Below are 19,955 nucleotides of genomic sequence, written 5' to 3'. Positions count from 1 at the left end.
ACCAGTAAAAATCAGATAATAAATCATATCGAGTTTAATTTGTAAAAGGTGTGTTTTGGCTAAATTAACTGACCAATCTTTACCACGTCGCAGTTTTTTACGTGGGCATTTCTTAAGCACCTTAAAAACAAAACAAGCGACTTTGAAAGGGCATAATGTCGTGCGTCCGCCTTGGGTAAATTTAGCTAATTTTTTAACTAAATGTACCGCTTGCGATAACTGTATAACAATCTGTGAAACACAAATTATTGTACAAGGTGCAGGTGGTTATCCTGAGGTAGATTTCAGCAAAGGCGAATGTACCTTTTGTGAAAAATGTGTGCAAAGTTGTCAAGCGGACGTTTTTCTCGCCACCAGTGAAGTTGCTTGGCAACACAAAGTCGCAGTGCAGGAACGTTGTTTATTACAACATCGTATAGCGTGTCGTTCCTGTGGCGATAGTTGCGAAAGTCGTGCTATTCGTTTTCGTCCGAAATTAGGTGGCATTGCAGAATTACAATTAGATTTGACGGCTTGTAATGGTTGTGGTGCTTGTTTAAGCGTATGCCCAGCTAATGCAATTACCTTAATGATGGAGCACTAAGTGTATCCAATCAGCTACATAATGATAAATAACAAATTGATATGAATACTTTTCGTGAAGACCAAAATTGGTATGTTTGTAGTTTAGTAGTACAAGCGAAGCCTGCCAAATTACCCCAAGTGAAAGCGGATATTTTAACCATTCCTCACGCTGAAATTCATGGCGAAAAAGCAGAAGAAGGTAAATTAGTCGTGACTTTAGAGAGTGATCATCAATTAGCGTTAGCGGACTTAATTGATAAGTTAAAAGAGATCAATGGCGTGATCGTTGTTTCGTTAATATCTAATTACCTTGATGAAAAATAATTTGATTTTTTTAATTTAATCCAAAGTGGGACATATTATGGAACTCAGTCGCAGAGATTTTATGAAAGCTAATGCTGCCGTAGCAGCTGCCGCTGCCGCAGGAATTGTGCTCCCTGTTAAAAATGTACAAGCTGATGATAGTGGCATTAAATGGGATAAAGCACCTTGCCGTTTTTGTGGCACGGGATGTAGTGTGCTAGTAGGGACCAAAGATGGCCGTGTTGTGGCAACACAAGGCGATCCTGATGCAGAAGTAAACCGAGGTTTAAACTGTATCAAAGGATATTTCCTATCAAAAATTATGTACGGTGCTGACCGTGTTCAGACACCCTTATTGCGAATGAAAGACGGCAAATTTCATAAAGAGGGCGATTTTACTCCGGTTTCTTGGGATCAAGCATTCAGCATAATGGCGGAAAAAGTAAAAGCCACTTTAAAAGCAAAAGGTGGTAATGCAGTTGGAATGTTTTCTTCTGGCCAAACGACTATTTTTGAAGGTTATGCCAAAGTAAAACTTTGGAAAGCAGGCTTACGCTCAAATACTATCGATCCAAATGCACGTCATTGTATGGCATCTGCTGCGGTAGCATTTTTACGCACTTTCGGTATGGATGAACCAATGGGGTGTTATAACGATATCGAAAAAACAGATGGTTTTGTGCTTTGGGGGTCAAATATGGCAGAAATGCACCCCATTTTATGGAGCCGTATCTCTGATCGCCGTCTTTCGGATAACAATGTAAAAGTTGTGGTTATGTCTACTTTTGAGCACCGTTCATTTGAGTTAGCAGATACGCCGATTATATTTAAACCGCATTCTGATTTAGCGATTTTGAATTACATTGCCAACTATATTATTCAAAACGATAAAGTAAATTGGGATTTTGTTAATAAACATACCAAATTTAAACGCGGTGAAACGGATATTGGCTATGGCTTACGCCCAGAACATCCATTACAAAAAGCGGCGAAAAACGTTAAAACTGCCGGCAAAATGCACGATAGTAGCTTTGAAGAATTTAAGAAAATCGTTGAGCCTTATACATTAGAAAAAGCACACGAAATTTCTGGTGTGCCAAAACATCAATTAGAAGCATTAGCCAAAATGTATGCCGATCCAGCACAAAAATTAGTGTCATTTTGGACAATGGGCTTTAATCAACATACACGTGGCGTATGGGTTAACCATATGATTTATAACGTGCATTTATTAACCGGTAAGATTTCTACACCAGGTTGTGGACCATTCTCATTGACAGGTCAGCCTTCTGCTTGCGGTACAGCGCGCGAAGTTGGGACTTTTGTACATCGCTTGCCAGCCGATATGGTGGTAATGAATCCAAAACATGTAGAGATTTGTGAAAAAGCGTGGAAACTGCCAAAAGGCACTATTCCAACCGTGCCTGGTTATACTGCGGTAATGCAAAGCCGTATGTTAAAAGATGGCAAACTTAATTTATTATGGCAAATGTGTACCAATAATATGCAAGGTGGCCCCAATATTAACGAGGAAATTTTCCCGGGTTGGCGTAATCCTGAAAACTTTATTGTGGTGTCTGATCCATACCCTTCGGTATCTGCAGTTGCGGCAGACTTGATTTTACCTACTTGTATGTGGGTAGAAAAAGAGGGCGCTTATGGTAATGCGGAACGTCGTACGCAATTTTGGTATCAACAAGTAAAAGGTCCGGCACAATCTAAATCTGATTTATGGCAAATTGTTGAATTTGCAAAATATTTTAAAGCAGAAGAAGTTTGGAACGAAGAATTGATGGCACAAATGCCAGAATACCGCGGAAAAACATTGTATGAAATTCTTTACTTAAATGGTGAAGTAGATAAATACCAAGTGCCAACGAATATTCCCGGTTATTTGAATGATGAAGCGGACGATTTTGGCTTCTATATTCAAAAAGGGTTATTTGAAGAATATGCACAATTTGGTCGTGGCCACGGCCACGATTTAGCGGATTTTGAAACTTATCACCAAGCACGAGGCTTACGTTGGCCTGTCGTCGATGGTAAAGAGACTTTATGGCGTTACCGTGAAGGTTTTGATCCTTATGTAAAAGCAGGAGAAGATTTCCGCTTCTATGGTTACCCAGACGGTAAGGCGATTATTCTTGGCGTCCCGTATGAAAGCCCTGCTGAATCACCTGATGAAGAATACGATTTGTGGTTATCTACCGGTCGAGTGTTGGAACATTGGCATACCGGCACAATGACACGTCGTGTACCTGAATTGCATCGTTCATTCCCGAATAACTTAGTGTGGATGCATCCAAGTGATGCGAAAAAACGTGGCTTACGTCACGGTGATAAAGTGAAAGTGATTACCCGTCGTGGTGAAATGATTTCTCACTTAGACACACGTGGCCGTAATAAATGCCCTGAGGGATTAATTTTTACGACTTTCTTCGATGCCGGTCAGCTAGCGAATAAACTTACTTTAGATGCAACGGATCCTATTTCAGGCGAAACAGATTTCAAAAAATGTGCTGCGAAAGTGGTTAAAGCTTAATAAAACCTGAGCAAATTTGCTAATTTTTTGCAAAATTTAACCGCTATAAAAACGCATGACTAGGCTAATGTTTTGGTTGATGAATGCGTATTATCGTCTATTTTTTGAAGAAAAAAGAAAATGAAATTAGATTCAAATCGCCGTCAGTTTTTGAAAAATGCAACGCGAACTGCGGCGGGCGTGTGTGGGATTGGGATTATCTTAGGCTTGCAACAACAGCAAAGTTTTGCCCGTGAGGGGGTGGCATTACGCCCTCCGGGTGCATTACCAGAAAAAAACTTTTTAGCTGCTTGTACCCGTTGTGGTCAATGTGTGCAAGCTTGTCCTTACGATACGTTACGTCTAGCCAGTTTGTTATCACCAATGGAGGCGGGAACGCCTTATTTTGTGGCACGTGCTAAACCTTGCGAAATGTGTGTTGATATTCCTTGTATGAATGCCTGTCCAAGCGGTGCATTAACCGAAGCATTACAAGATATTAACGATGCCAGAATGGGATTAGCGGTATTACTTGATCACGAAACGTGTTTGAATTGGCAGGGTTTACGTTGTGATGTTTGTTATCGTGTGTGTCCATTAATTGATAAGGCCATTACTTTGGAGGAAATCCGCAATGAGCGTACACGTATTCATGCAAAATTTATTCCGACAGTGCATTCTGATGCTTGTACGGGCTGTGGTAAATGCGAACAGGCTTGTGTGCTAGAAGAAGCGGCTATTAAAGTATTACCGACTGATCTTGCTAAAGGTTTATTAGGCCGACATTATTGCCTTGGTTGGCAAGAAAAACAAAATGCAGGTAAATCATTAATTGAAGCACAACATCCCGAGGGGTTCACCACGATGGAAATTCGTACACCGACAGGGGTGTCTGAGCAAAGTTATCAACATATGAAAGTCCGTCCAAATCAAAAAGTAGTGACGCCAAGCCGTGCGACACAAGATTATGTACCAAGTTCAACAACGGTAGAAGCGCCTCAACATTTTCCTGATTTAGAGTTAAATCTTAAAGGGGTGAAATAATGGCGTTTATTAAAAAGGCACCGAATAAACTTCAAGATGTAGGTTTGCAAGCGCGTCAAAAATTGGGTTGGTGGCAAGCCTATCGGTTTTTAATGTTACGCCGTTTCACTCAATTAAGCATTATCTTAATGTTTTTAAGCGGTCCATTTTGGAATGTGTGGATTTTAAAAGGGAATTATAGTGCAAGTATGTTATTTGACATTATTCCTTTTACAGATCCATTGATCACGGCAGAAAGCTTGGCAACGGGCTATTTACCTGAATGGACAACTATTTTAGGTGCGTTGATAATTGTCGCTTGTTATGGCTTACTCGCCAGTAAAGTATTTTGTGGTTGGGTTTGTCCATTAAATATGGTGACGGATTTAGCCGCGTGGCTTAGACGTAAATTAGTTATTCGCCAAAGTGCTAAATTACCTCGCTACTTACGCTATATCTTGTTAGCAGTGATTTTAGCCGGTAGTGCGTTATCTGGCACGTTATTGTGGGAATGGATCAATCCAGTGGCGGCATTTGGCAGAGTATTTGTGTTCGGCTTGGGCGCAACCGGTTGGTTAATTTTGGCAGTCTTCTTATTTGATTTGTTTGTTGTTGAACACGGTTGGTGCGGACACCTTTGTCCTATTGGTGCTATTTACGGCTTAATTGGTGCTCAATCACTAGTCCGCGTAAAGGTCGTTGATCGTACCCGTTGTGATCGTTGTATGGATTGCTATAACGTTTGTACTGAATCACAAGTATTGCGTTTGCCTTTACATGGTAAAGCAGAAGACAGCACAATCGTATTATCTAAAGATTGTATTAGTTGTGGGCGTTGTATTGATGTATGTGCTGAAAATGTATTTGCCTTTGGCTTACGTTTTGAAAAGCAATTACCAGTAAAAAATATTTAAGCCGAGTGTTGATCAACTTGAGAAGTTGATGATGCGGTCAATTTAATTTGATAAATTAACGGAGTGAACCCGAAATGAGAAAATATCTCACTTTAGTTTTAACATTATTTGCCGGTTTGGCAGCTGCTACAGACCATGTTAGCAATATTAGTGATTCCATTGAGCAGTTACCAGAAAATGTAGTGCCTGCGTATACTAATCCAGAAAAAGACACGGGTAATATCCCGACGACCTTCCCATTTCAGCCACCTTTAGTACCGCATAGTATTCGTGGTTTACAAGTAACTAAAAATACTAATCAATGTTTAGGCTGTCATTCACCTGAAGTGGCTTCAACGACTGGTGCAACACGTATCCCTGACTCTCATTTTGAAGATCGTGACGGGAAACGCACAGCGGGTATGGCACCACGCCGTTATTTTTGTTTGCAATGCCATGTACAACAAGCAGACGTGAATCCAATTATTCAAAATAAATTTGATTCAGTACGTGAGAAACAGGGTAAAGGTAAATAAGGAGAAAGGTTATGTTTAAAGCAGGTGTAAATTGGCTGCGCCGTCCAAGTAAAATGGCGTTAGGGCTATTAATTTTAATTATCTCGGCGTGTACATTAATTGCTTGGAGTGGTTTTAATGTAGTATTAGAAAAAACGAATACGGAACAATTTTGTTCTGATTGCCATATGAATGATGTTGTGCCTGAATATCGTGCTTCTGCACACTATTCAAACCGTAGTGGTGTTAAAGCGGTTTGTGCAGATTGTCACGTACCGCACGAATTTGCGCCCAAAATGTTACGTAAATTGCAAGCTTCAACCGAAGTTTATGCTCACCTTACGGGTAAGGTGGATAATAAAGAAAAATTTGAGGCTCATCGTTTAGCGATGGCAGAACGTGAATGGGCGCGTATGAAAGCAAATAATTCACAAGAGTGTCGTAATTGCCATAATTTTGAAGATATGGATTTTACTCAACAAAAAATAGTGGCACAACAGATGCATAGCCGAGCAGAAGCGGAAAATAAAACTTGTATCGATTGTCACAAAGGGATTGCACATAATTTGCCACACATGGAAAAAGTGCAAAAGTCATTTATCCCTGATGATATGATCAAAAAAACTGAAAAAGCCACTGAAATCAAATAAAGAAGCGGTTATTTTTGCCAGGCGATTAGCATTGAGCATCGTTTCTGATCCCCAACCATAATGCAATATGGTTGGGGATTTTTTTATCTTATTTACTATTTGTGGTAAACTATTTGCCACGTTTTCCTAGTTTAAAATGATTATGAACCATAGTTTACTTCCATTCCATACTTTTCATTTACCCGCATGTGCTAATCAGATCATTGAATTTACTACAGTGTCACAATTAATCACCGAATGGCAGAAAGCAACTAGGGCAGATCAAGCGGTATTAATTTTAGGGCAAGGATCAAATGTTTTATTTCTAGATGATTTTAACGGTGTGGTATTAGTTAATAAATTGAAAGGTATTCAACATCGAGAAGATCACGACTATCATTATATTCAAGCACAAGGCGGTGAAAATTGGCATAATTTGGTCGAATGGACGTTGGCTAATAATATTGCGGGTTTAGAAAATTTAGCTTTGATTCCTGGCGTAGTGGGTTCAGCGCCCATTCAAAATATTGGCGCGTATGGTGTTGAATTTGAGCAATTTTGTGATTTTGTTGAAGTGGTTAATTTAGCAAATGGTCAAATTTTTCGTTTAGATAAACAAGCGTGTCAATTTGGTTACCGGGACAGTGTGTTTAAGCATCAGTATCGCCATTCATTTGCGATTATTGCGGTTGGCTTGAAATTAGCTAAAGCATGGACGCCAACTTTAAATTATGGTTCATTAGTCAAATTTTCGGCTGATACGGTTACATCACAACAAATATTTGATGAAGTCTGTGCTATTCGATCGAGTAAGTTACCTGATCCTGATGAATATGGTAATGCCGGTAGTTTTTTTAAAAATCCGATAATTGACGCTACAACATTTGCTGAAATTCAGACCGCTTTCCCGCAGATCCCCTATTATCCACAGCCAGACGGCAGCATTAAATTGGCCGCTGGTTGGCTGATTGATCAATGTGAGTTAAAAGGTTTTCAGATTGGTGGTGCCGCTGTTCATACTCAACAAGCATTAGTGTTAATCAATAAAGCTCATGCGACGGGTAGACAAGTTGTTGAGCTTGCTCAACAAGTTCGTCGTCGTGTTCGGCATAAATTTAATGTTGAGCTCCATCCTGAAGTTCGTTTTATCGGGCAAACAGGTGAAGTTGATAGTGAAGAAATTACACGTTAATATGAAACTGAATACCTCCCAGATCCAAAATGCTTTATGGTGCGGTGAAGCGATTGTTTTTGATGAAATTGATTCAACTAATGCATATTTATTAAGCCATTATCAATCTCTTGAACAAGGCTCAATCTGTTTAGCAGAACAGCAAACAGCAGGCCGTGGTAGGCGTGGCAGAAATTGGTACTCGCCTGCAAGTCAGAATCTTTATTTTTCAATGCTATGGCATTATTCAAGCACAGAAGCGACAGATTTACCCGCATTAAGTCTAGTTGTGGCATTGATTATTGCCGAAACGTTGCAAGCACAACAGGTCGAACATATTCAAATTAAATGGCCGAATGATATTTATTATCAAGGTAAAAAAATGGGCGGGATTTTGATTGAAAGTAAAGTAGATCGGAATGGCATTCATTTGGTTGTTGGTGTGGGCTTAAATTTAGCTATGAAACAGATTGATGAAACTATAGTCACTCAAGCTTGGGCTGATTTATCGCACTATCAATTTGACCGTAATGCGTTAGTTTGTCAGTTAGCGGTAGCTTTACAAAAAAATCTTAAAATTTATCCGCTTGTTGGCTTTAGCCATTATCTTGAGCGTTGGCAAACATTTGATATTTTTTGTGATCAATCCGTCAAACTCGTGGCTGGAAATAACCAAATTCACGGCATTTCGCGCGGTATTAATCAACACGGTGAATTGTTATTAGAGCAAAATGGTGTTACAATGGCTTTTGGTATTGGTGAAATGTCACTTCGCCTTAAATAAATAAGCACAATTTTCAGTTTTTAGCCGTCTAAAATGGCATGATATTATATTATTTATTATCTACTTAAGCGGTGATTTTTGCTTTTTTGTGCAAAAATCATGGTTTATTTGTGTGATCTTTAACACAATTTTACAAAAAATTCATATCTTTTTCTACCTTCACTAACATTTTCGATCTAAAATATAAATATTAATTATTTGTATTTTTATTTAATGGAATTTATTAGTAGAAAGAGGTAAATATGATTATTGCATCAGCAAATGACTATCGTGAAGCGGCTCGCCGTCGTGTTCCCCCGTTTATGTTTCACTATGCAGATGGTGGTTCATTTTCCGAACGTACTTTAGCGCGTAATGTAAGTGATTTAGCCGATCTTGCACTTCGCCAACGAGTATTAAAAGATATGTCGCAATTGAACACGGAAATTGAATTGTTTGGCGAAAAGCTTGCAATGCCAATTGTTTTAGCGCCTGTTGGTGCGTTAGGAATGTATGCTCGTCGCGGAGAAGTACAAGCCGCACAAGCCGCTGAAAATAAAGGCTTGCCGTTTACATTATCGACAGTTTCAGTTTGTCCTATTGAAGAAGTTACTCCGGCAATTAAACGACCAATGTGGTATCAACTCTATGTGTTGAAAGATCGTGGTTTTATGAAAAATGTGTTAGAGCGGGCAAAAGCAGCAGGTTGTTCAACATTAGTATTTACTGTGGATATGCCAACCCCGGGAGCACGTTATCGTGATTTGCATTCGGGTATGAGCGGTAAGTACAAAGAAATTCGCCGAGTGCTACAAGCTATGACACATCCTCGTTGGGCGTGGGACGTTGGTATAAATGGTAAGCCACATACATTAGGTAATGTTTCAGGCTATACCGGTAAATCGGTCGGTTTAGATGATTATGCGGTATGGTTAGCGGATAATTTTGATCCATCCATTTCATGGAAAGATTTAGAGTGGATCCGTGATTTCTGGGACGGCCCGATGGTGATTAAAGGCATTTTAGATGTTGAAGATGCGAAAGATGCGGTTCGTTTTGGTGCGGATGGGATTGTCGTATCTAACCACGGTGGACGCCAACTAGATGGTGCATTATCGAGTGCTAAAGCATTACCTTCCATTGCTGATGCAGTGAAAGGCGAGATCAAAATTCTAGCTGACTCAGGTATTCGAAATGGTCTAGGTGTCGTGCGTATGATCGCATTAGGCGCTGATGCTACACTGATTGGCCGTGCATTTGTTTATGCATTATCAGCAGCTGGACGCGCAGGTGTAGAAAATATGTTAGATATTTTCAGAAAAGAAATGCACGTTGCAATGACGTTAACAAGTAATGCGAGAATTAGTGATATTAATCGTGATGCATTAGTTGATCTGACTAAAATATAATCAATTTGCCTGATCGAAAATAAAAAGCCCTGATGATCATATCAGGGCTTTTTAATGGATTTTGGTGGAGCTGGGGGGATTTGAACCCCCGTCCGAAATTACTCTATCTTCAGTACTACACGTTTAGTCTGGTCTTTAATTTCGCTTATCTCCAGCGGACAGACACGCAAGAAATAAACTAGCTTGATTCAATTTAGTGTTTCGATCTACAAGCGGAAGCGTCCACACGATCTCGTTTTGGTTTGACTCCGCGTGCTCCCCGTCTTACGAGCGAAAGCTAGGGCGCGAAGGCTAAATGCAGGTTATTAAGCTGCTAAAGCGTATTGTTCGTCGTTTGCGACTATTTTTTTGCGGTTTGTTTACGAGGCCTACCGCACCTCGACGTGCACCTTGGACTTCGCTAATCCCGTCGAATCCAGAATCAGCCCCAAAAGTTGATTGATTCTAAAGGAAAGCGTATCAATTTGCAAAATTTTTTGCCGATTGAATGGTTTGGTTACCTGCAAACGGCATTTGTAAATTGCACGGAACTCGGCTTTTTTATTAGCTGTCAAAGTGATTACAATAAATAATACGCGACTGATCGCTAACACTGTTATAATAGCCGATCAAAGAACTACACGAGAAAGAGCATGAAAAAATTTGATGAATATGAGATTGAGGACGCTGAAATTCTTGAAGCTGATGCTCAGGATATTTTAGAAGAGTCTGAACTGCAACATAAAATAATGCACTCCGCGTTAGTTCAAGGTAGTTTACCTGTTCAGCAAGGTAATTTAGATAGTTATATTCGAATGGCCAACCAATACCCGATTTTAACCGCGGAACAAGAGAAAACGTTGGCAGAGCGTTATTATTATGATGAAGATGTTGATGCAGCAAAGCAACTTATTTTGTCGCATATGCGTTTTGTGATTCATATTGCTCGTGGGTATATGGGCTATGGTTTGCCGTTAGCCGATTTAATTCAAGAGGGTAATATCGGCTTGATGAAAGCAGTAAAACGTTTTGATCCAAACGTGGGTGTTCGTTTGGTTTCTTTTGCGGTGCATTGGGTTAAAGCAGAGATTCACGAATATGTATTAAAAAATTGGCGGATTGTGAAAGTGGCTACCACGAAGGCACAACGTAAACTATTTTTTAATTTACGCAAAAATAAACATCGTTTAGCTTGGTTTAATGAAGATGAAATTCAGCAAGTCGCACAAGATTTAGGTGTTTCAACTGAAGAAGTGCGTGAAATGGAGTCGCGTATGACAGGACAAGATGTTGGCTTTGATATTTCTGTAAATGAAGATGAAAGTGAAGTTTATGTGCCGTCTATGTATTTAGAAGATAATAGCTCAAATTTTGCTGATGAATTGGAAGAAGAACAGCATACCGGTGAGGCAACGGCTAAATTAGCCTATGCATTAGCTACATTAGATGAACGCAGTCAAGATATTATTAAAACACGCTGGTTAGATGAAAATAAAGCCACATTACACGAATTAGCTGCCAAATATAGTATTTCAGCTGAGCGTGTTCGTCAGCTTGAAAATACGGCACTGAAAAAAATTAAAGACACGATTACTTTGGAACAATAATATTCGCTAGTAATAGCTTACTTGAATAAGCGGTCTATTTTGCATAATTTTAGCAAAATAGACCGCTTTGTTTTGTGCGTTATTAGCAAGGAGTATTGCGTTAATAGTACAAATTGTGGATTGATAGGTAACAACGATATATTTTGCTAAATAAACATAAATTTATGTAAATAAGGCCGCTTGTGGCATCGTTTGACGCTTTTGATGATGCTTAATCATCTTGACGAGACGGTTTTGACAGGTGGAGCGTGTTAAAAACAGGCCATTTAATAAAAAAGCAAACGATACGCTTATTGCTATTGTTGGCTCTTTACATAACTCTTTTGGCGGGTAAAACCCGTGGGGCGTAATGCCTTTTTAAGAAAAAATTAGCTTATTTTGGGAAGATTATTGAAATAATCTGCTTGTTTTTGATTAAAAATAAAGCAATTGAAAGTAAATTTTGTAAATTATTTTACTTAATTTGACCGCTACTTACCTTGGAGAAGTGAAGTAGCAAGCCAATTCGCGCGATTTTTATAAATCAGTATAAGCTAACGGCGTTCAAATTTGTTAGTTGACAACGGATTGAGTAAAGAAAAAAGTTAAAATATAATCGCCGTTTCCTTTTTTGAATGAGGTACCAAATGATGTTTGAGGTGTTCAATAAAATTATCTCTTCTTCACTTTCAATGGCCTTTTTAGGGGTGTTGAGTTGGTCTGCCGCGTATTCTTATGGCTGGGCTCAATCCTACTATTATGGCTTTCCGTGGTGGTATGTTGAGATTGGTGCAAGTAATGTGGCTCGTAGCCTTGTTTATGTACTTTATGTCACATTCATTATTTTTGTTACTTATTTAATTGGTGTGTTTTTATTGATAAAAACTAAACCTTTCCTTTCTTTATCGTGTATACGATTAGTCCGTGCGACAATTATTTTCTTAGTTGGTTTACTCCCGATTTTAATTATTAGTACTTTGCTGATTGGTAAGATTTCACAAAAAGCATTACTTATCTATCTAGGTTTAGTTTTCGTTTTGACCTGTTTATTCCACAATACTATCAATCGACATTTAAGCAGTATTAACTTGCGGGAAATTATGCATTTCTTTCAAGACCATAAAAGTTATGTATTGTTATCAACATACCTTTATTTTGTGTTTTTTGCATTTGTTATCGGCTATCTTAAACCTTGCTTTAAAAGTCAATTCGATATGCTTGAAGTGAATGATAAAATGTATTATGTGTTGGCAAAATATCATAAAACGTTTATTTTATCTAAAGAATTGGTTGATAATGGTAACTTCTACCTTTATGAGCTTAATCCAAATGAGTTAGGCCGTATTCAAATAGTTAGCATTAATAAATCTTTCTAATTGTTATGTTAAAATAAATATGAGCAAGAAATAGACCGTTTTCGTTTATCTCCATTGGTTAATGTTAATTTTGTAGAATAGTGATGTATTTCACATTTTAGCAACTTCTTTAGCGGTATAATTTCACAATTAATTAACAATTGCAGGCTTTAAAAATGAATCATTCAGACTCAACTAGCTATTCAGATATTACGTTGATTGGTGCTGGTATTATGAGTGCAACCTTAGGTACACTTTTAGCGGAATTAGCCCCGCATAAAAGTATTACTATTTTTGAGCAATTAGCTGAGGTTGCATTAGAAAGTTCAAACGAATGGAATAATGCCGGCACAGGACATTCAGCGTTGTGTGAATTGAATTACACTGATCAAAATGCACAAGGTGAAGTAAAGATCGAACGTGCAATGAAAATCTGTGAAGATTTTCAATTGTCTTTGCAGTTATGGAGTTACTTAGTTGAGCAAGGCAAAATTGATAAACCACAAGAGTTTATTCATCGCATTCCGCATATTAGCTTTGTGCAAGGTGAAGATAACGTAGCGTTTTTGCGAAAACGTTATCAACAGTTATCAGGCCATCATCTTTTTTCGGGAATGCAATTCAGTCGAGATCATGCTCAGTTAGCCAAATGGATGCCGTTGATGATGCAAAATAGATCCGCAACGGAAACCTTAGCGGCTAGTTATATTGAAAATGGAACGGATGTCAATTTTGGCAGTTTAACACGCAAACTTTGTGCTTATTTAACCCAACAAGGCAAAGCATTAAAGTTAATGCATAGGGTTAAAGATATCAAGCAGTTAGCTAATGGTGATTGGCAATTAACCGTTTTAGATCAACAACAGCAACAGATTATTCATCGGACAAAATTTGTGTTTATTGGTTGTGGCGGTGGTAGTTTACCTCTGTTACAGAAATCAGCAATTGATGCGGGCAAAAAAATCGGTGGTTTTCCCGTCGGTGGGCTATTTATGGTGTGTCGTAATCCTGAACTAGTAGCAAAACATTATGCTAAAGTGTATGGTAAGGCAAAATTAGGTGCGCCACCGATGTCTGTTCCCCATTTAGACACGCGTTTTATTGATGGTAAGCAAAGTTTGTTATTTGGTCCTTTTGCCAGTTTTACTTTAAAGTTTTTAAAACAGGGCAGTGTGTTTGATTTGCCTAAATCAATTCAAGCATCGAATTTTTCTTCCGTGATGGCTGCCGGAATTAAAAATTTGCCATTAGCCAATTATTTAATCAAACAGGCGTTGTTAACTAAAGAACAGCGAATGGTCGAGTTACGTGATTTTATCCCCGACGCTAACAGTGAAGATTGGCAAGTGCTGGTGGCTGGGAAAAGAGTACAAGTGCTCATTGATGGTGAAATGCGATTTGGTACGGAGGTCGTTACTGCTGAAGATGGTTCATTAGCTGTATTGTTAGGGGCCTCCCCGGGTGCATCAATTTCAGTGAAGGCTATGTTAGACGTATTGCTTAAATGTTTTTCAGATGAATTGCCCGCTTGGCAACAGAAATTACAACATATGTTGCCTTCATATCAGACTTCGTTACGTGATGATGCTGAATTATACGCCACCCTAAAACGCCGTTTTGAGGCAAGTTTATTGTTAGATCAGTAGGCGTTTTTATCTTTTACGCTTAGGAATACTTAATCGCTTGATTATGATCAAGCGCTTGTTTTTGGCAAAAGTTTTGCAAATTGTTTACTTAGGTTTATACTTGGCGACAACAACTATTTTTATAGGAGCATATTATGCGTATTGATACTTCAGCACTTTGTGATATTTATTCTGATCAAGTAGATGTAGTTGAACCTATTTTTTCTAGCTTTGGCGGAGCTTCGTCGTTTTATGGCAAAATTACGACAGTTAAATGTTTTGAAAACAATGGCTTAATTGCAGAGGTATTGGAAGAAGAAGGTGAAGGGCGAGTATTGCTGATTGATGGTGGTGGAGCAGTGCGCCGTGCATTAATTGATGCCAAATTGGCAAAATTAGCGGTAGATAATGGCTGGCAGGGTATTATTGTTTATGGTGCGGTGCGTCAATTAGATGTATTAGAAACATTAGATATTGGTATTCACGCTTTAGCACCGATACCGGTTGGTGCAGAAGATGCAGATATAGGAGAGGTAGATATGCCTGTTAATTTTGGGGGAGTGACGTTCTTCCCTGAAGATTATGTGTATGCAGATTTAACCGGGATTATTCTTTCACCGGAGTTATTAGATTTAAACGAATTAGCTGAATAATGGCTAAATAATACTGAAAACCGACCGCTTGGTCGGTTTTTTTATGCGCAGCAATTACATATTCAGATAAAAGGCTTGTGTTAGCTTTTTATATTCCTCGGTGTATTGATTTTGATCGTTGTAGATAGTGAGCCTATATTGCTTAAGCTGACGAGGCATTAAACCAAACGTTATGATGCTTCGTTTGGCAACTTGCTTCGGTTTGGTATGAATTTGGTAAATTTGCTGACAAAATAGCCCGCTAGTGGGGAGGTGTTCAAGTAACTTGGAGGCTGTTTCAGTTGGTAAAATAAACGTGATTTTACCTTGTGCGGTTGACCATTTTTTGGCTTGTAATAGCCAACTTAAATGGCTTTGCGTCGCAGTACGGGCTAATTGCCTAGCATCGGATTTTGCGGCTAAACCATCACTAAAATAAGGTGGATTAGCAACAATTAAGTCAAATTTCTGCGCAAAATCGACCGCTAAAATATCGCCTTATCGTACTTCAATACGTGTTGCCCAAGCCGAATGTTGGACATTTTCGACCGCTTGTTGAAAGGCATTTTGTTCTAGTTCAATGGCTGTAATTTGGCAGTGTGCCGGTGTGCGTTGAGCCAACATTAATGCGACTAAGCCACTGCCTGTGCCTAGATCTAAAATGTGTTTTGCGTGTTGAATATCCGCGATCGCACCAAGCAAGATGCCATCAGTATTTACTTTCATTGCACATCGATTATGTTGAATAAAAAACTGTTTGAATTGGAAGCCGTTCGATTTTTTCATATTTATACAAATTTAATGTGAGATAAGCTATAATCGCATTGTTTTTTTACCGCTACAACAGAAGGAAACTAAAATGGGCTTAGAAAACGTACCCGCTGGTAAAGCATTACCAGATGATATTTATGTAGTAATCGAAATTCCAGCAAATTCAGATCCGATTAAATATGAAGTAGATAAAGAGAGTGGTTCATTATTTGTTGATCGTTTTATGTCGACAGCCATGTTTTATCCTGCAAATTATGGTTATGTAAACCATACTTTATCATCTGACGGCGATCCAGTAGATGTGTTAGTGCCAACGCCATATCCATTACAACCTGGTTCAGTGATTCGTTGCCGTCCGGTGGGTGTGTTAAAAATGACAGATGAAGCCGGTGGTGATGCAAAAGTAGTGGCGGTTCCGCACACTAAATTAACTAAAGAGTATGATCATATTAAAGATGTTAATGATTTACCAGCTTTATTAAAAGCACAAATTCAGCACTTCTTTGAAAGTTATAAAGCCTTAGAAGCGGGTAAATGGGTGAAAGTAGAAGGTTGGGGTGATGTAAATGAAGCGCGTCAAGAAATCTTAGACTCATTTGAACGTGCTAAGAAATAGTCATTAGCATATTCTATTGCTGTAGAATGCCAAACAATTTTGTTTGGAATTTTTTATTCACTATTTTGCCCGCTTTTGTTGTTAGCGTGAGTGTGTAATCTGTGTTTAAAAAATAAGCGGTAGGATTTTTAGTTTTTTAAGTGGCTAATATGATTTGTAACTTATTGTTTTTATTATACATTTGTAATGTGGGCTAGTGTTTTATCAAGTTATACACCTTGATTATCTGCATCTATCACAATTTTATCCACAACTAATGGGGATAAATAAACAGATTGGCTTAAGTTAGTGATAAGTTGATGAATTGCCCGTATTTTCCGTAAAACAGGTTAAATAACTACTGGAAAAACACTGATCAAAACAGGCAAAAAGATCTTTATTTGATGGTGAGCGTGTTATCAAAGTTAGTTAAATAAAAACAAATAGTTAGCTTATTTATGCCACTTTATTTACCTTTTTTACCACGTTTATCCACAGTGTTATATACAGCTTTAGTAAAAGGTTGTTCAAAGTCTGAAAGTGTGAAACAATCAACACTATTTGATTTCTAGTTTATAAGTAGGTGGTCGAGTGATCGATTTCGATGGCTACCGCCCAAATGTAGGTATCGTCATTTGTAATAAGGTTGGGCAAGTTTTATGGGCGAGGCGGTTTGGACAAAACTCTTGGCAATTTCCACAAGGTGGCATTAACGAGGGTGAAAACATTGAAACAGCAATGTACCGTGAGCTTTATGAAGAAGTTGGCTTAACCAAAAAAGATGTACGATTATTATGGGCGTCTAAATATTGGCTGAAATATAAATTACCGAAGCGGTTAGTGCGTAATGACGCGAGTCAGCCGGTATGTATTGGGCAAAAACAGCGTTGGTTTTTATTGCAATTGGTTAGTGATGAAAGCGCAGTAAATTTAAAAACAACAAAAAGTCCAGAGTTTGATGGTTGGCGTTGGGTTAGTTTTTGGTATCCAGTACGCCAGGTGGTGTCTTTTAAACGCGATGTTTATCGTAAAGTAATGCGCGAGTTTGCCGCTATTTTATTGAATGAAACGAGAAAAAGCGAGACAGAAAGAAGTGTGCTAGATGCAAGCGATAAACGAGAATATCAACGGCGGGAAACACGTAAGTCGGCTAGAGCTTGGAATCATTATCCAAAAGGAAAATAACGATGTTAGAGGTGTTTGTCAGTTGCTTGGCATTAGGGACCTTAGTGGGGTTTTTTGCAGGCTTGTTCGGCATTGGTGGTGGTTTAATTATTGTGCCTAGCTTAGTTTATTTATTACCAACAGTTGGTGTGATGCCGGAAAATTTAATGGCAACCGCATTGGGCACTTCCTTTGCAACTATTGTGATTACGGCTTTTTCTTCAGCACAACGGCATAATAAATTAGGAAATGTAGATGTGCGAATCAGTCGATATTTGATTCCCGCATTGATGGTGTCGGTATTTTTGGCAAGTTTATTAATTAGCCATTTAGATCCAAAACTGACCACTAAAATCTTTTCGGTAATGGTGATTTATCTGGCGGCAAGAATGGTTTTTTCTTTGCATAAAACAGTTAAAATTAAACCGCTCACTACATCGACCACGTTAATGGCAGGCGTTACTATTGGCGCCATTTCAAGTATGGCAGGCATTGTTGGCGGGGCATTTATTGTGCCGTTTTTGAATAATCGAGGACTTAATATGCGGGCAGCCATTGGCACGTCATCATTTTGTGGCGCCTTTCTTGGTTTAGCCGGGGCATTAAGTTATATGTTAAGCGGTTGGAATTCAGCTAATTTGCCTGAATATTCATTAGGTTATGTTTATTTACCCGCTTTATTTGGCATTACGTTGACGTCTTATTTTACGTCAAAATTAGGCGCTAATGCAGCAAATGTGTTGCCGGTTCCAATGTTGAAAAAAGCGTTTGCAGTTTTGCTAGTTTGTATTGCTATTAATATGTTTTTAAAATAATTTGATACAGCCTAAAGTGTGCTTAGTGAATGAAGTCTCTTTTAGGCTGATGTTTTTATAAGGAAAATTATGTCCGAACAGTTTATTCAATTTCCGCAAATTGATCCGATTATTTTCAGTCTTGGGCCGATTTCACTACGTTGGTATGGCTTAATGTATTTAATGGGCTTTGCTTTTGCTTATTGGTTAGGAATGAAAAGAGCAAAAGTATCGGGTGGTGTCTGGAGTGGTGAACAAGTGGATCAACTATTGTACACGGGATTTTGGGGTGTAGTATTGGGTGGCCGTGTCGGTGATGTGTTGTTTTATAGTTTCGACCGCTTCTTACAGGATCCGCTTTTTCTGTTTTGTATTTGGGAAGGCGGAATGTCATTTCACGGTGGTTTAATCGGCGTGATCGTTGCAATGATTTGGGTTTCTTACCGCCAACAACGTTCTTTTTGGCAGACGGCAGATTTTATTGCGCCGTTAATTCCCTTTGGTTTAGGCATGGGACGCATTGGTAATTTTATTAATGATGAACTTTGGGGCAGAGTAACAGATGTGCCGTGGGCGGTGTTATTTCCGAGTGGTGGCTATTTACCGCGTCATCCATCACAGTTGTATGAGTTTTTACTTGAAGGGGTTGTGCTATTTGGTATTTTGAATGCCTTTATTAAAAAGCCACGTCCAATGGGATCGGTAGCAGGCTTGTTTTTAGTTGGTTATGGTGTGTTTCGTTTCGTAGTGGAATACGTTCGTGATATTGATCCAAATGTGAATACGGCGGCGGATTTAATAACCCGTGGTCAGTTATTATCATTACCGATGATTGTTGGCGGTGTTGGCGTAATGTTATGGGCATATAGATCAAACAAAGCCGAATAAATTAATGCAATAAGCGGTCTGATTTTGTAAAATTTTTGCTGAATCAGACCGCTTTTCTATGATGGAGAATATAATGAGCAAATATAAAGTGATTGGTTTTGATCTTGATGGCACGCTAGTCAATACTTTGCCAGATTTAACGTTAGTGGTAAATGCTATGTTTACCGAACATCATTTACCCGTCACCACAGCAGATAAAGTGCTGAGTTGGATTGGCAAAGGCGCAGATATTTTCTTTCAGAATGCAATAGCAGAGACTGCAAAAGATTTTGATGCGAAGCAACTTGCCGAAATGCGTGCTAGTTTTGATAAATATTATGCCACTTATATTTGTGAAAAGAGTCAGCTTTATCCAAATGTGAAGCAGACATTGGAAATGTTAAAAGCACGGGGCTTTATTTTAGTGGTGATTACCAATAAGCCAACGAAATTAGTTGAACCTGTGTTAACTACTTTTGGTATTTTTGAATTGTTTAGTGCTTATTTAGGTGGGCAATCACTTGCGAAAATTAAGCCACACCCTGATCCGATGTTACATATCTGCCAAAAATTTGCGATTAAACCTTGGGAAATGTTATTTGTCGGTGATTCTGAAAATGATGTGATCGCCGCTAAAGCCGCCGGCTGTGATGTAGTGGGCTTGACTTATGGTTATAATTATAACGTGCCGATAGCTGATGCAACCCCGACTTTTGTGACAAGTGATTTTGCTGATGTGTTACAGATTGCAGGCTAGTTACACTTTTGTTTTTACGTGACTGATTCAACACCTATA

At 38.7% G+C, this 19,955-nt stretch carries 19 protein-coding genes, 1 other RNA gene and 1 pseudogene; 19 read left to right on the top strand and 2 right to left on the bottom strand.

Annotation, left to right across the window (positions count from 1 at the left end; translation table 11 throughout):
• The first annotated feature begins 55 nt into the window (after nt 1-55).
• The 10 genes from napF to lldD all read left to right on the top strand — a co-directional run bounded on the left by napF (nt 56) and on the right by lldD (nt 9,791).
• On the top strand, nt 56-583 hold the full coding sequence (gene napF / locus BMX01_RS04700; RefSeq protein ID WP_064082353.1) for a ferredoxin-type protein NapF: 528 nt from the start codon (nt 56-58) through the stop codon (nt 581-583).
• A 41-nt stretch (nt 584-624) separates the two neighbouring features.
• Nucleotides 625-888 (top strand): chaperone NapD, encoded by a 264-nt coding sequence (locus tag BMX01_RS04695; protein ID WP_010944137.1) that lies wholly within the window; start codon nt 625-627, stop codon nt 886-888.
• Nucleotides 889-925: 37 nt separating this feature from the next.
• Nucleotides 926-3,409: a nitrate reductase catalytic subunit NapA gene (gene napA / locus BMX01_RS04690; protein WP_064082352.1), complete on the top strand. Its 2,484-nt coding sequence runs from the start codon at nt 926-928 to the stop codon at nt 3,407-3,409.
• 120 nt (nt 3,410-3,529) lie between these two features.
• Nucleotides 3,530-4,432, top strand: a complete 903-nt coding sequence (gene napG, locus BMX01_RS04685; protein WP_064082351.1) for a ferredoxin-type protein NapG — start codon at nt 3,530-3,532, stop codon at nt 4,430-4,432.
• The gene (napH, locus tag BMX01_RS04680) at nt 4,432-5,325 is read left to right on the top strand and encodes a quinol dehydrogenase ferredoxin subunit NapH (protein WP_074647854.1); all 894 of its coding nucleotides are present in this window, start codon (nt 4,432-4,434) and stop codon (nt 5,323-5,325) included. The genes napG and napH overlap by 1 nt, the downstream gene beginning before the upstream one ends.
• Before the next feature lie 74 nt (nt 5,326-5,399).
• On the top strand, nt 5,400-5,840 hold the full coding sequence (locus tag BMX01_RS04675; RefSeq protein ID WP_064082350.1) for a nitrate reductase cytochrome c-type subunit: 441 nt from the start codon (nt 5,400-5,402) through the stop codon (nt 5,838-5,840).
• Nucleotides 5,841-5,851: 11 nt separating this feature from the next.
• A complete protein-coding gene (locus BMX01_RS04670; protein WP_064082349.1) occupies nt 5,852-6,469 on the top strand; it encodes a cytochrome c3 family protein in 618 nt (205 codons plus the stop codon).
• A gap of 136 nt (nt 6,470-6,605) precedes the next feature.
• Nucleotides 6,606-7,640, top strand: a complete 1,035-nt coding sequence (gene murB / locus BMX01_RS04665) for a UDP-N-acetylmuramate dehydrogenase (protein WP_172592907.1) — start codon at nt 6,606-6,608, stop codon at nt 7,638-7,640.
• Nucleotide 7,641: 1 nt separating this feature from the next.
• Nucleotides 7,642-8,403 (top strand): biotin--[acetyl-CoA-carboxylase] ligase, encoded by a 762-nt coding sequence (locus BMX01_RS04660; RefSeq protein WP_064082348.1) that lies wholly within the window; start codon nt 7,642-7,644, stop codon nt 8,401-8,403.
• A gap of 242 nt (nt 8,404-8,645) precedes the next feature.
• Nucleotides 8,646-9,791: an FMN-dependent L-lactate dehydrogenase LldD gene (gene lldD / locus BMX01_RS04655; RefSeq protein WP_064082347.1), complete on the top strand. Its 1,146-nt coding sequence runs from the start codon at nt 8,646-8,648 to the stop codon at nt 9,789-9,791.
• 62 nt (nt 9,792-9,853) lie between these two features.
• On the opposite strand, the gene ssrA is transcribed toward lldD, so the two are convergent.
• Nucleotides 9,854-10,220: a transfer-messenger RNA gene (gene ssrA, locus BMX01_RS04650) on the bottom strand.
• Between the two features lie 203 nt (nt 10,221-10,423).
• Here ssrA and rpoH point away from each other — a divergent pair.
• The 4 genes from rpoH (at nt 10,424) to rraA (ending at nt 14,989) form a co-directional block, all read left to right on the top strand.
• Nucleotides 10,424-11,377: an RNA polymerase sigma factor RpoH gene (gene rpoH / locus BMX01_RS04645; protein ID WP_064082346.1), complete on the top strand. Its 954-nt coding sequence runs from the start codon at nt 10,424-10,426 to the stop codon at nt 11,375-11,377.
• Between the two features lie 629 nt (nt 11,378-12,006).
• Nucleotides 12,007-12,732, top strand: a complete 726-nt coding sequence (locus BMX01_RS04640; RefSeq protein WP_064082345.1) for a hypothetical protein — start codon at nt 12,007-12,009, stop codon at nt 12,730-12,732.
• A gap of 155 nt (nt 12,733-12,887) precedes the next feature.
• Nucleotides 12,888-14,357 carry a malate dehydrogenase (quinone) gene (mqo, locus tag BMX01_RS04635; RefSeq protein ID WP_064083403.1) on the top strand — a complete coding sequence of 490 codons (1,470 nt, stop codon included), beginning with the start codon at nt 12,888-12,890 and terminating at the stop codon, nt 14,355-14,357.
• 134 nt (nt 14,358-14,491) lie between these two features.
• Complete coding sequence (gene rraA / locus BMX01_RS04630) at nt 14,492-14,989, top strand: ribonuclease E activity regulator RraA (protein ID WP_064082343.1); 498 nt, start codon at nt 14,492-14,494, stop codon at nt 14,987-14,989.
• 54 nt (nt 14,990-15,043) lie between these two features.
• Here the strand turns inward: rraA and BMX01_RS04625 are convergent.
• Nucleotides 15,044-15,754, bottom strand: a pseudogene (locus BMX01_RS04625) (tRNA1(Val) (adenine(37)-N6)-methyltransferase).
• Between the two features lie 73 nt (nt 15,755-15,827).
• Here BMX01_RS04625 and ppa point away from each other — a divergent pair.
• From ppa to BMX01_RS04600, 5 genes are all read left to right on the top strand, one after another.
• Complete coding sequence (ppa, locus tag BMX01_RS04620; protein ID WP_064082342.1) at nt 15,828-16,355, top strand: inorganic diphosphatase; 528 nt, start codon at nt 15,828-15,830, stop codon at nt 16,353-16,355.
• A 570-nt stretch (nt 16,356-16,925) separates the two neighbouring features.
• Nucleotides 16,926-17,519, top strand: coding sequence for an RNA pyrophosphohydrolase (rppH, locus tag BMX01_RS04615; protein ID WP_064082341.1), 594 nt, complete (start codon nt 16,926-16,928; stop codon nt 17,517-17,519).
• Nucleotides 17,520-17,521: 2 nt separating this feature from the next.
• On the top strand, nt 17,522-18,313 hold the full coding sequence (locus tag BMX01_RS04610) for a sulfite exporter TauE/SafE family protein (RefSeq protein WP_064082340.1): 792 nt from the start codon (nt 17,522-17,524) through the stop codon (nt 18,311-18,313).
• A gap of 69 nt (nt 18,314-18,382) precedes the next feature.
• Complete coding sequence (lgt, locus tag BMX01_RS04605) at nt 18,383-19,180, top strand: prolipoprotein diacylglyceryl transferase (protein WP_064082339.1); 798 nt, start codon at nt 18,383-18,385, stop codon at nt 19,178-19,180.
• Between the two features lie 70 nt (nt 19,181-19,250).
• Complete coding sequence (locus BMX01_RS04600) at nt 19,251-19,916, top strand: phosphoglycolate phosphatase (RefSeq protein WP_172592911.1); 666 nt, start codon at nt 19,251-19,253, stop codon at nt 19,914-19,916.
• Nucleotides 19,917-19,955 lie beyond the last annotated feature (39 nt).

The sequence above is a fragment of the [Haemophilus] ducreyi genome (assembly GCF_900109315.1).
GTDB classification, from domain to species: Bacteria; Pseudomonadota; Gammaproteobacteria; order Enterobacterales; family Pasteurellaceae; genus Haemophilus_B; species Haemophilus_B ducreyi.
Note: the sequence above shows the minus strand (reverse complement) of the source record. Positions and strands in the feature narration are given on the sequence as shown.

What these genes read in the sequence shown, in the direction of transcription:
- BMX01_RS04695 (WP_010944137.1), top strand. Translation starts at nt 625, where the DNA reads ATGAATACTTTTCGTGAAGACCAAAATTGGTATGTTTGTAGTTTAGTA.
- rraA (WP_064082343.1), top strand. Translation starts at nt 14,492, where the DNA reads ATGCGTATTGATACTTCAGCACTTTGTGATATTTATTCTGATCAAGTA.
- napA (WP_064082352.1), top strand. Translation starts at nt 926, where the DNA reads ATGGAACTCAGTCGCAGAGATTTTATGAAAGCTAATGCTGCCGTAGCA.
- murB (WP_172592907.1), top strand. Translation starts at nt 6,606, where the DNA reads ATGATTATGAACCATAGTTTACTTCCATTCCATACTTTTCATTTACCC.
- BMX01_RS04675 (WP_064082350.1), top strand. Translation starts at nt 5,400, where the DNA reads ATGAGAAAATATCTCACTTTAGTTTTAACATTATTTGCCGGTTTGGCA.
- BMX01_RS04610 (WP_064082340.1), top strand. Translation starts at nt 17,522, where the DNA reads ATGTTAGAGGTGTTTGTCAGTTGCTTGGCATTAGGGACCTTAGTGGGG.
- BMX01_RS04670 (WP_064082349.1), top strand. Translation starts at nt 5,852, where the DNA reads ATGTTTAAAGCAGGTGTAAATTGGCTGCGCCGTCCAAGTAAAATGGCG.
- BMX01_RS04640 (WP_064082345.1), top strand. Translation starts at nt 12,007, where the DNA reads ATGTTTGAGGTGTTCAATAAAATTATCTCTTCTTCACTTTCAATGGCC.
- ppa (WP_064082342.1), top strand. Translation starts at nt 15,828, where the DNA reads ATGGGCTTAGAAAACGTACCCGCTGGTAAAGCATTACCAGATGATATT.
- lgt (WP_064082339.1), top strand. Translation starts at nt 18,383, where the DNA reads ATGTCCGAACAGTTTATTCAATTTCCGCAAATTGATCCGATTATTTTC.
- mqo (WP_064083403.1), top strand. Translation starts at nt 12,888, where the DNA reads ATGAATCATTCAGACTCAACTAGCTATTCAGATATTACGTTGATTGGT.
- lldD (WP_064082347.1), top strand. Translation starts at nt 8,646, where the DNA reads ATGATTATTGCATCAGCAAATGACTATCGTGAAGCGGCTCGCCGTCGT.
- napH (WP_074647854.1), top strand. Translation starts at nt 4,432, where the DNA reads ATGGCGTTTATTAAAAAGGCACCGAATAAACTTCAAGATGTAGGTTTG.
- BMX01_RS04660 (WP_064082348.1), top strand. Translation starts at nt 7,642, where the DNA reads ATGAAACTGAATACCTCCCAGATCCAAAATGCTTTATGGTGCGGTGAA.
- napG (WP_064082351.1), top strand. Translation starts at nt 3,530, where the DNA reads ATGAAATTAGATTCAAATCGCCGTCAGTTTTTGAAAAATGCAACGCGA.
- rpoH (WP_064082346.1), top strand. Translation starts at nt 10,424, where the DNA reads ATGAAAAAATTTGATGAATATGAGATTGAGGACGCTGAAATTCTTGAA.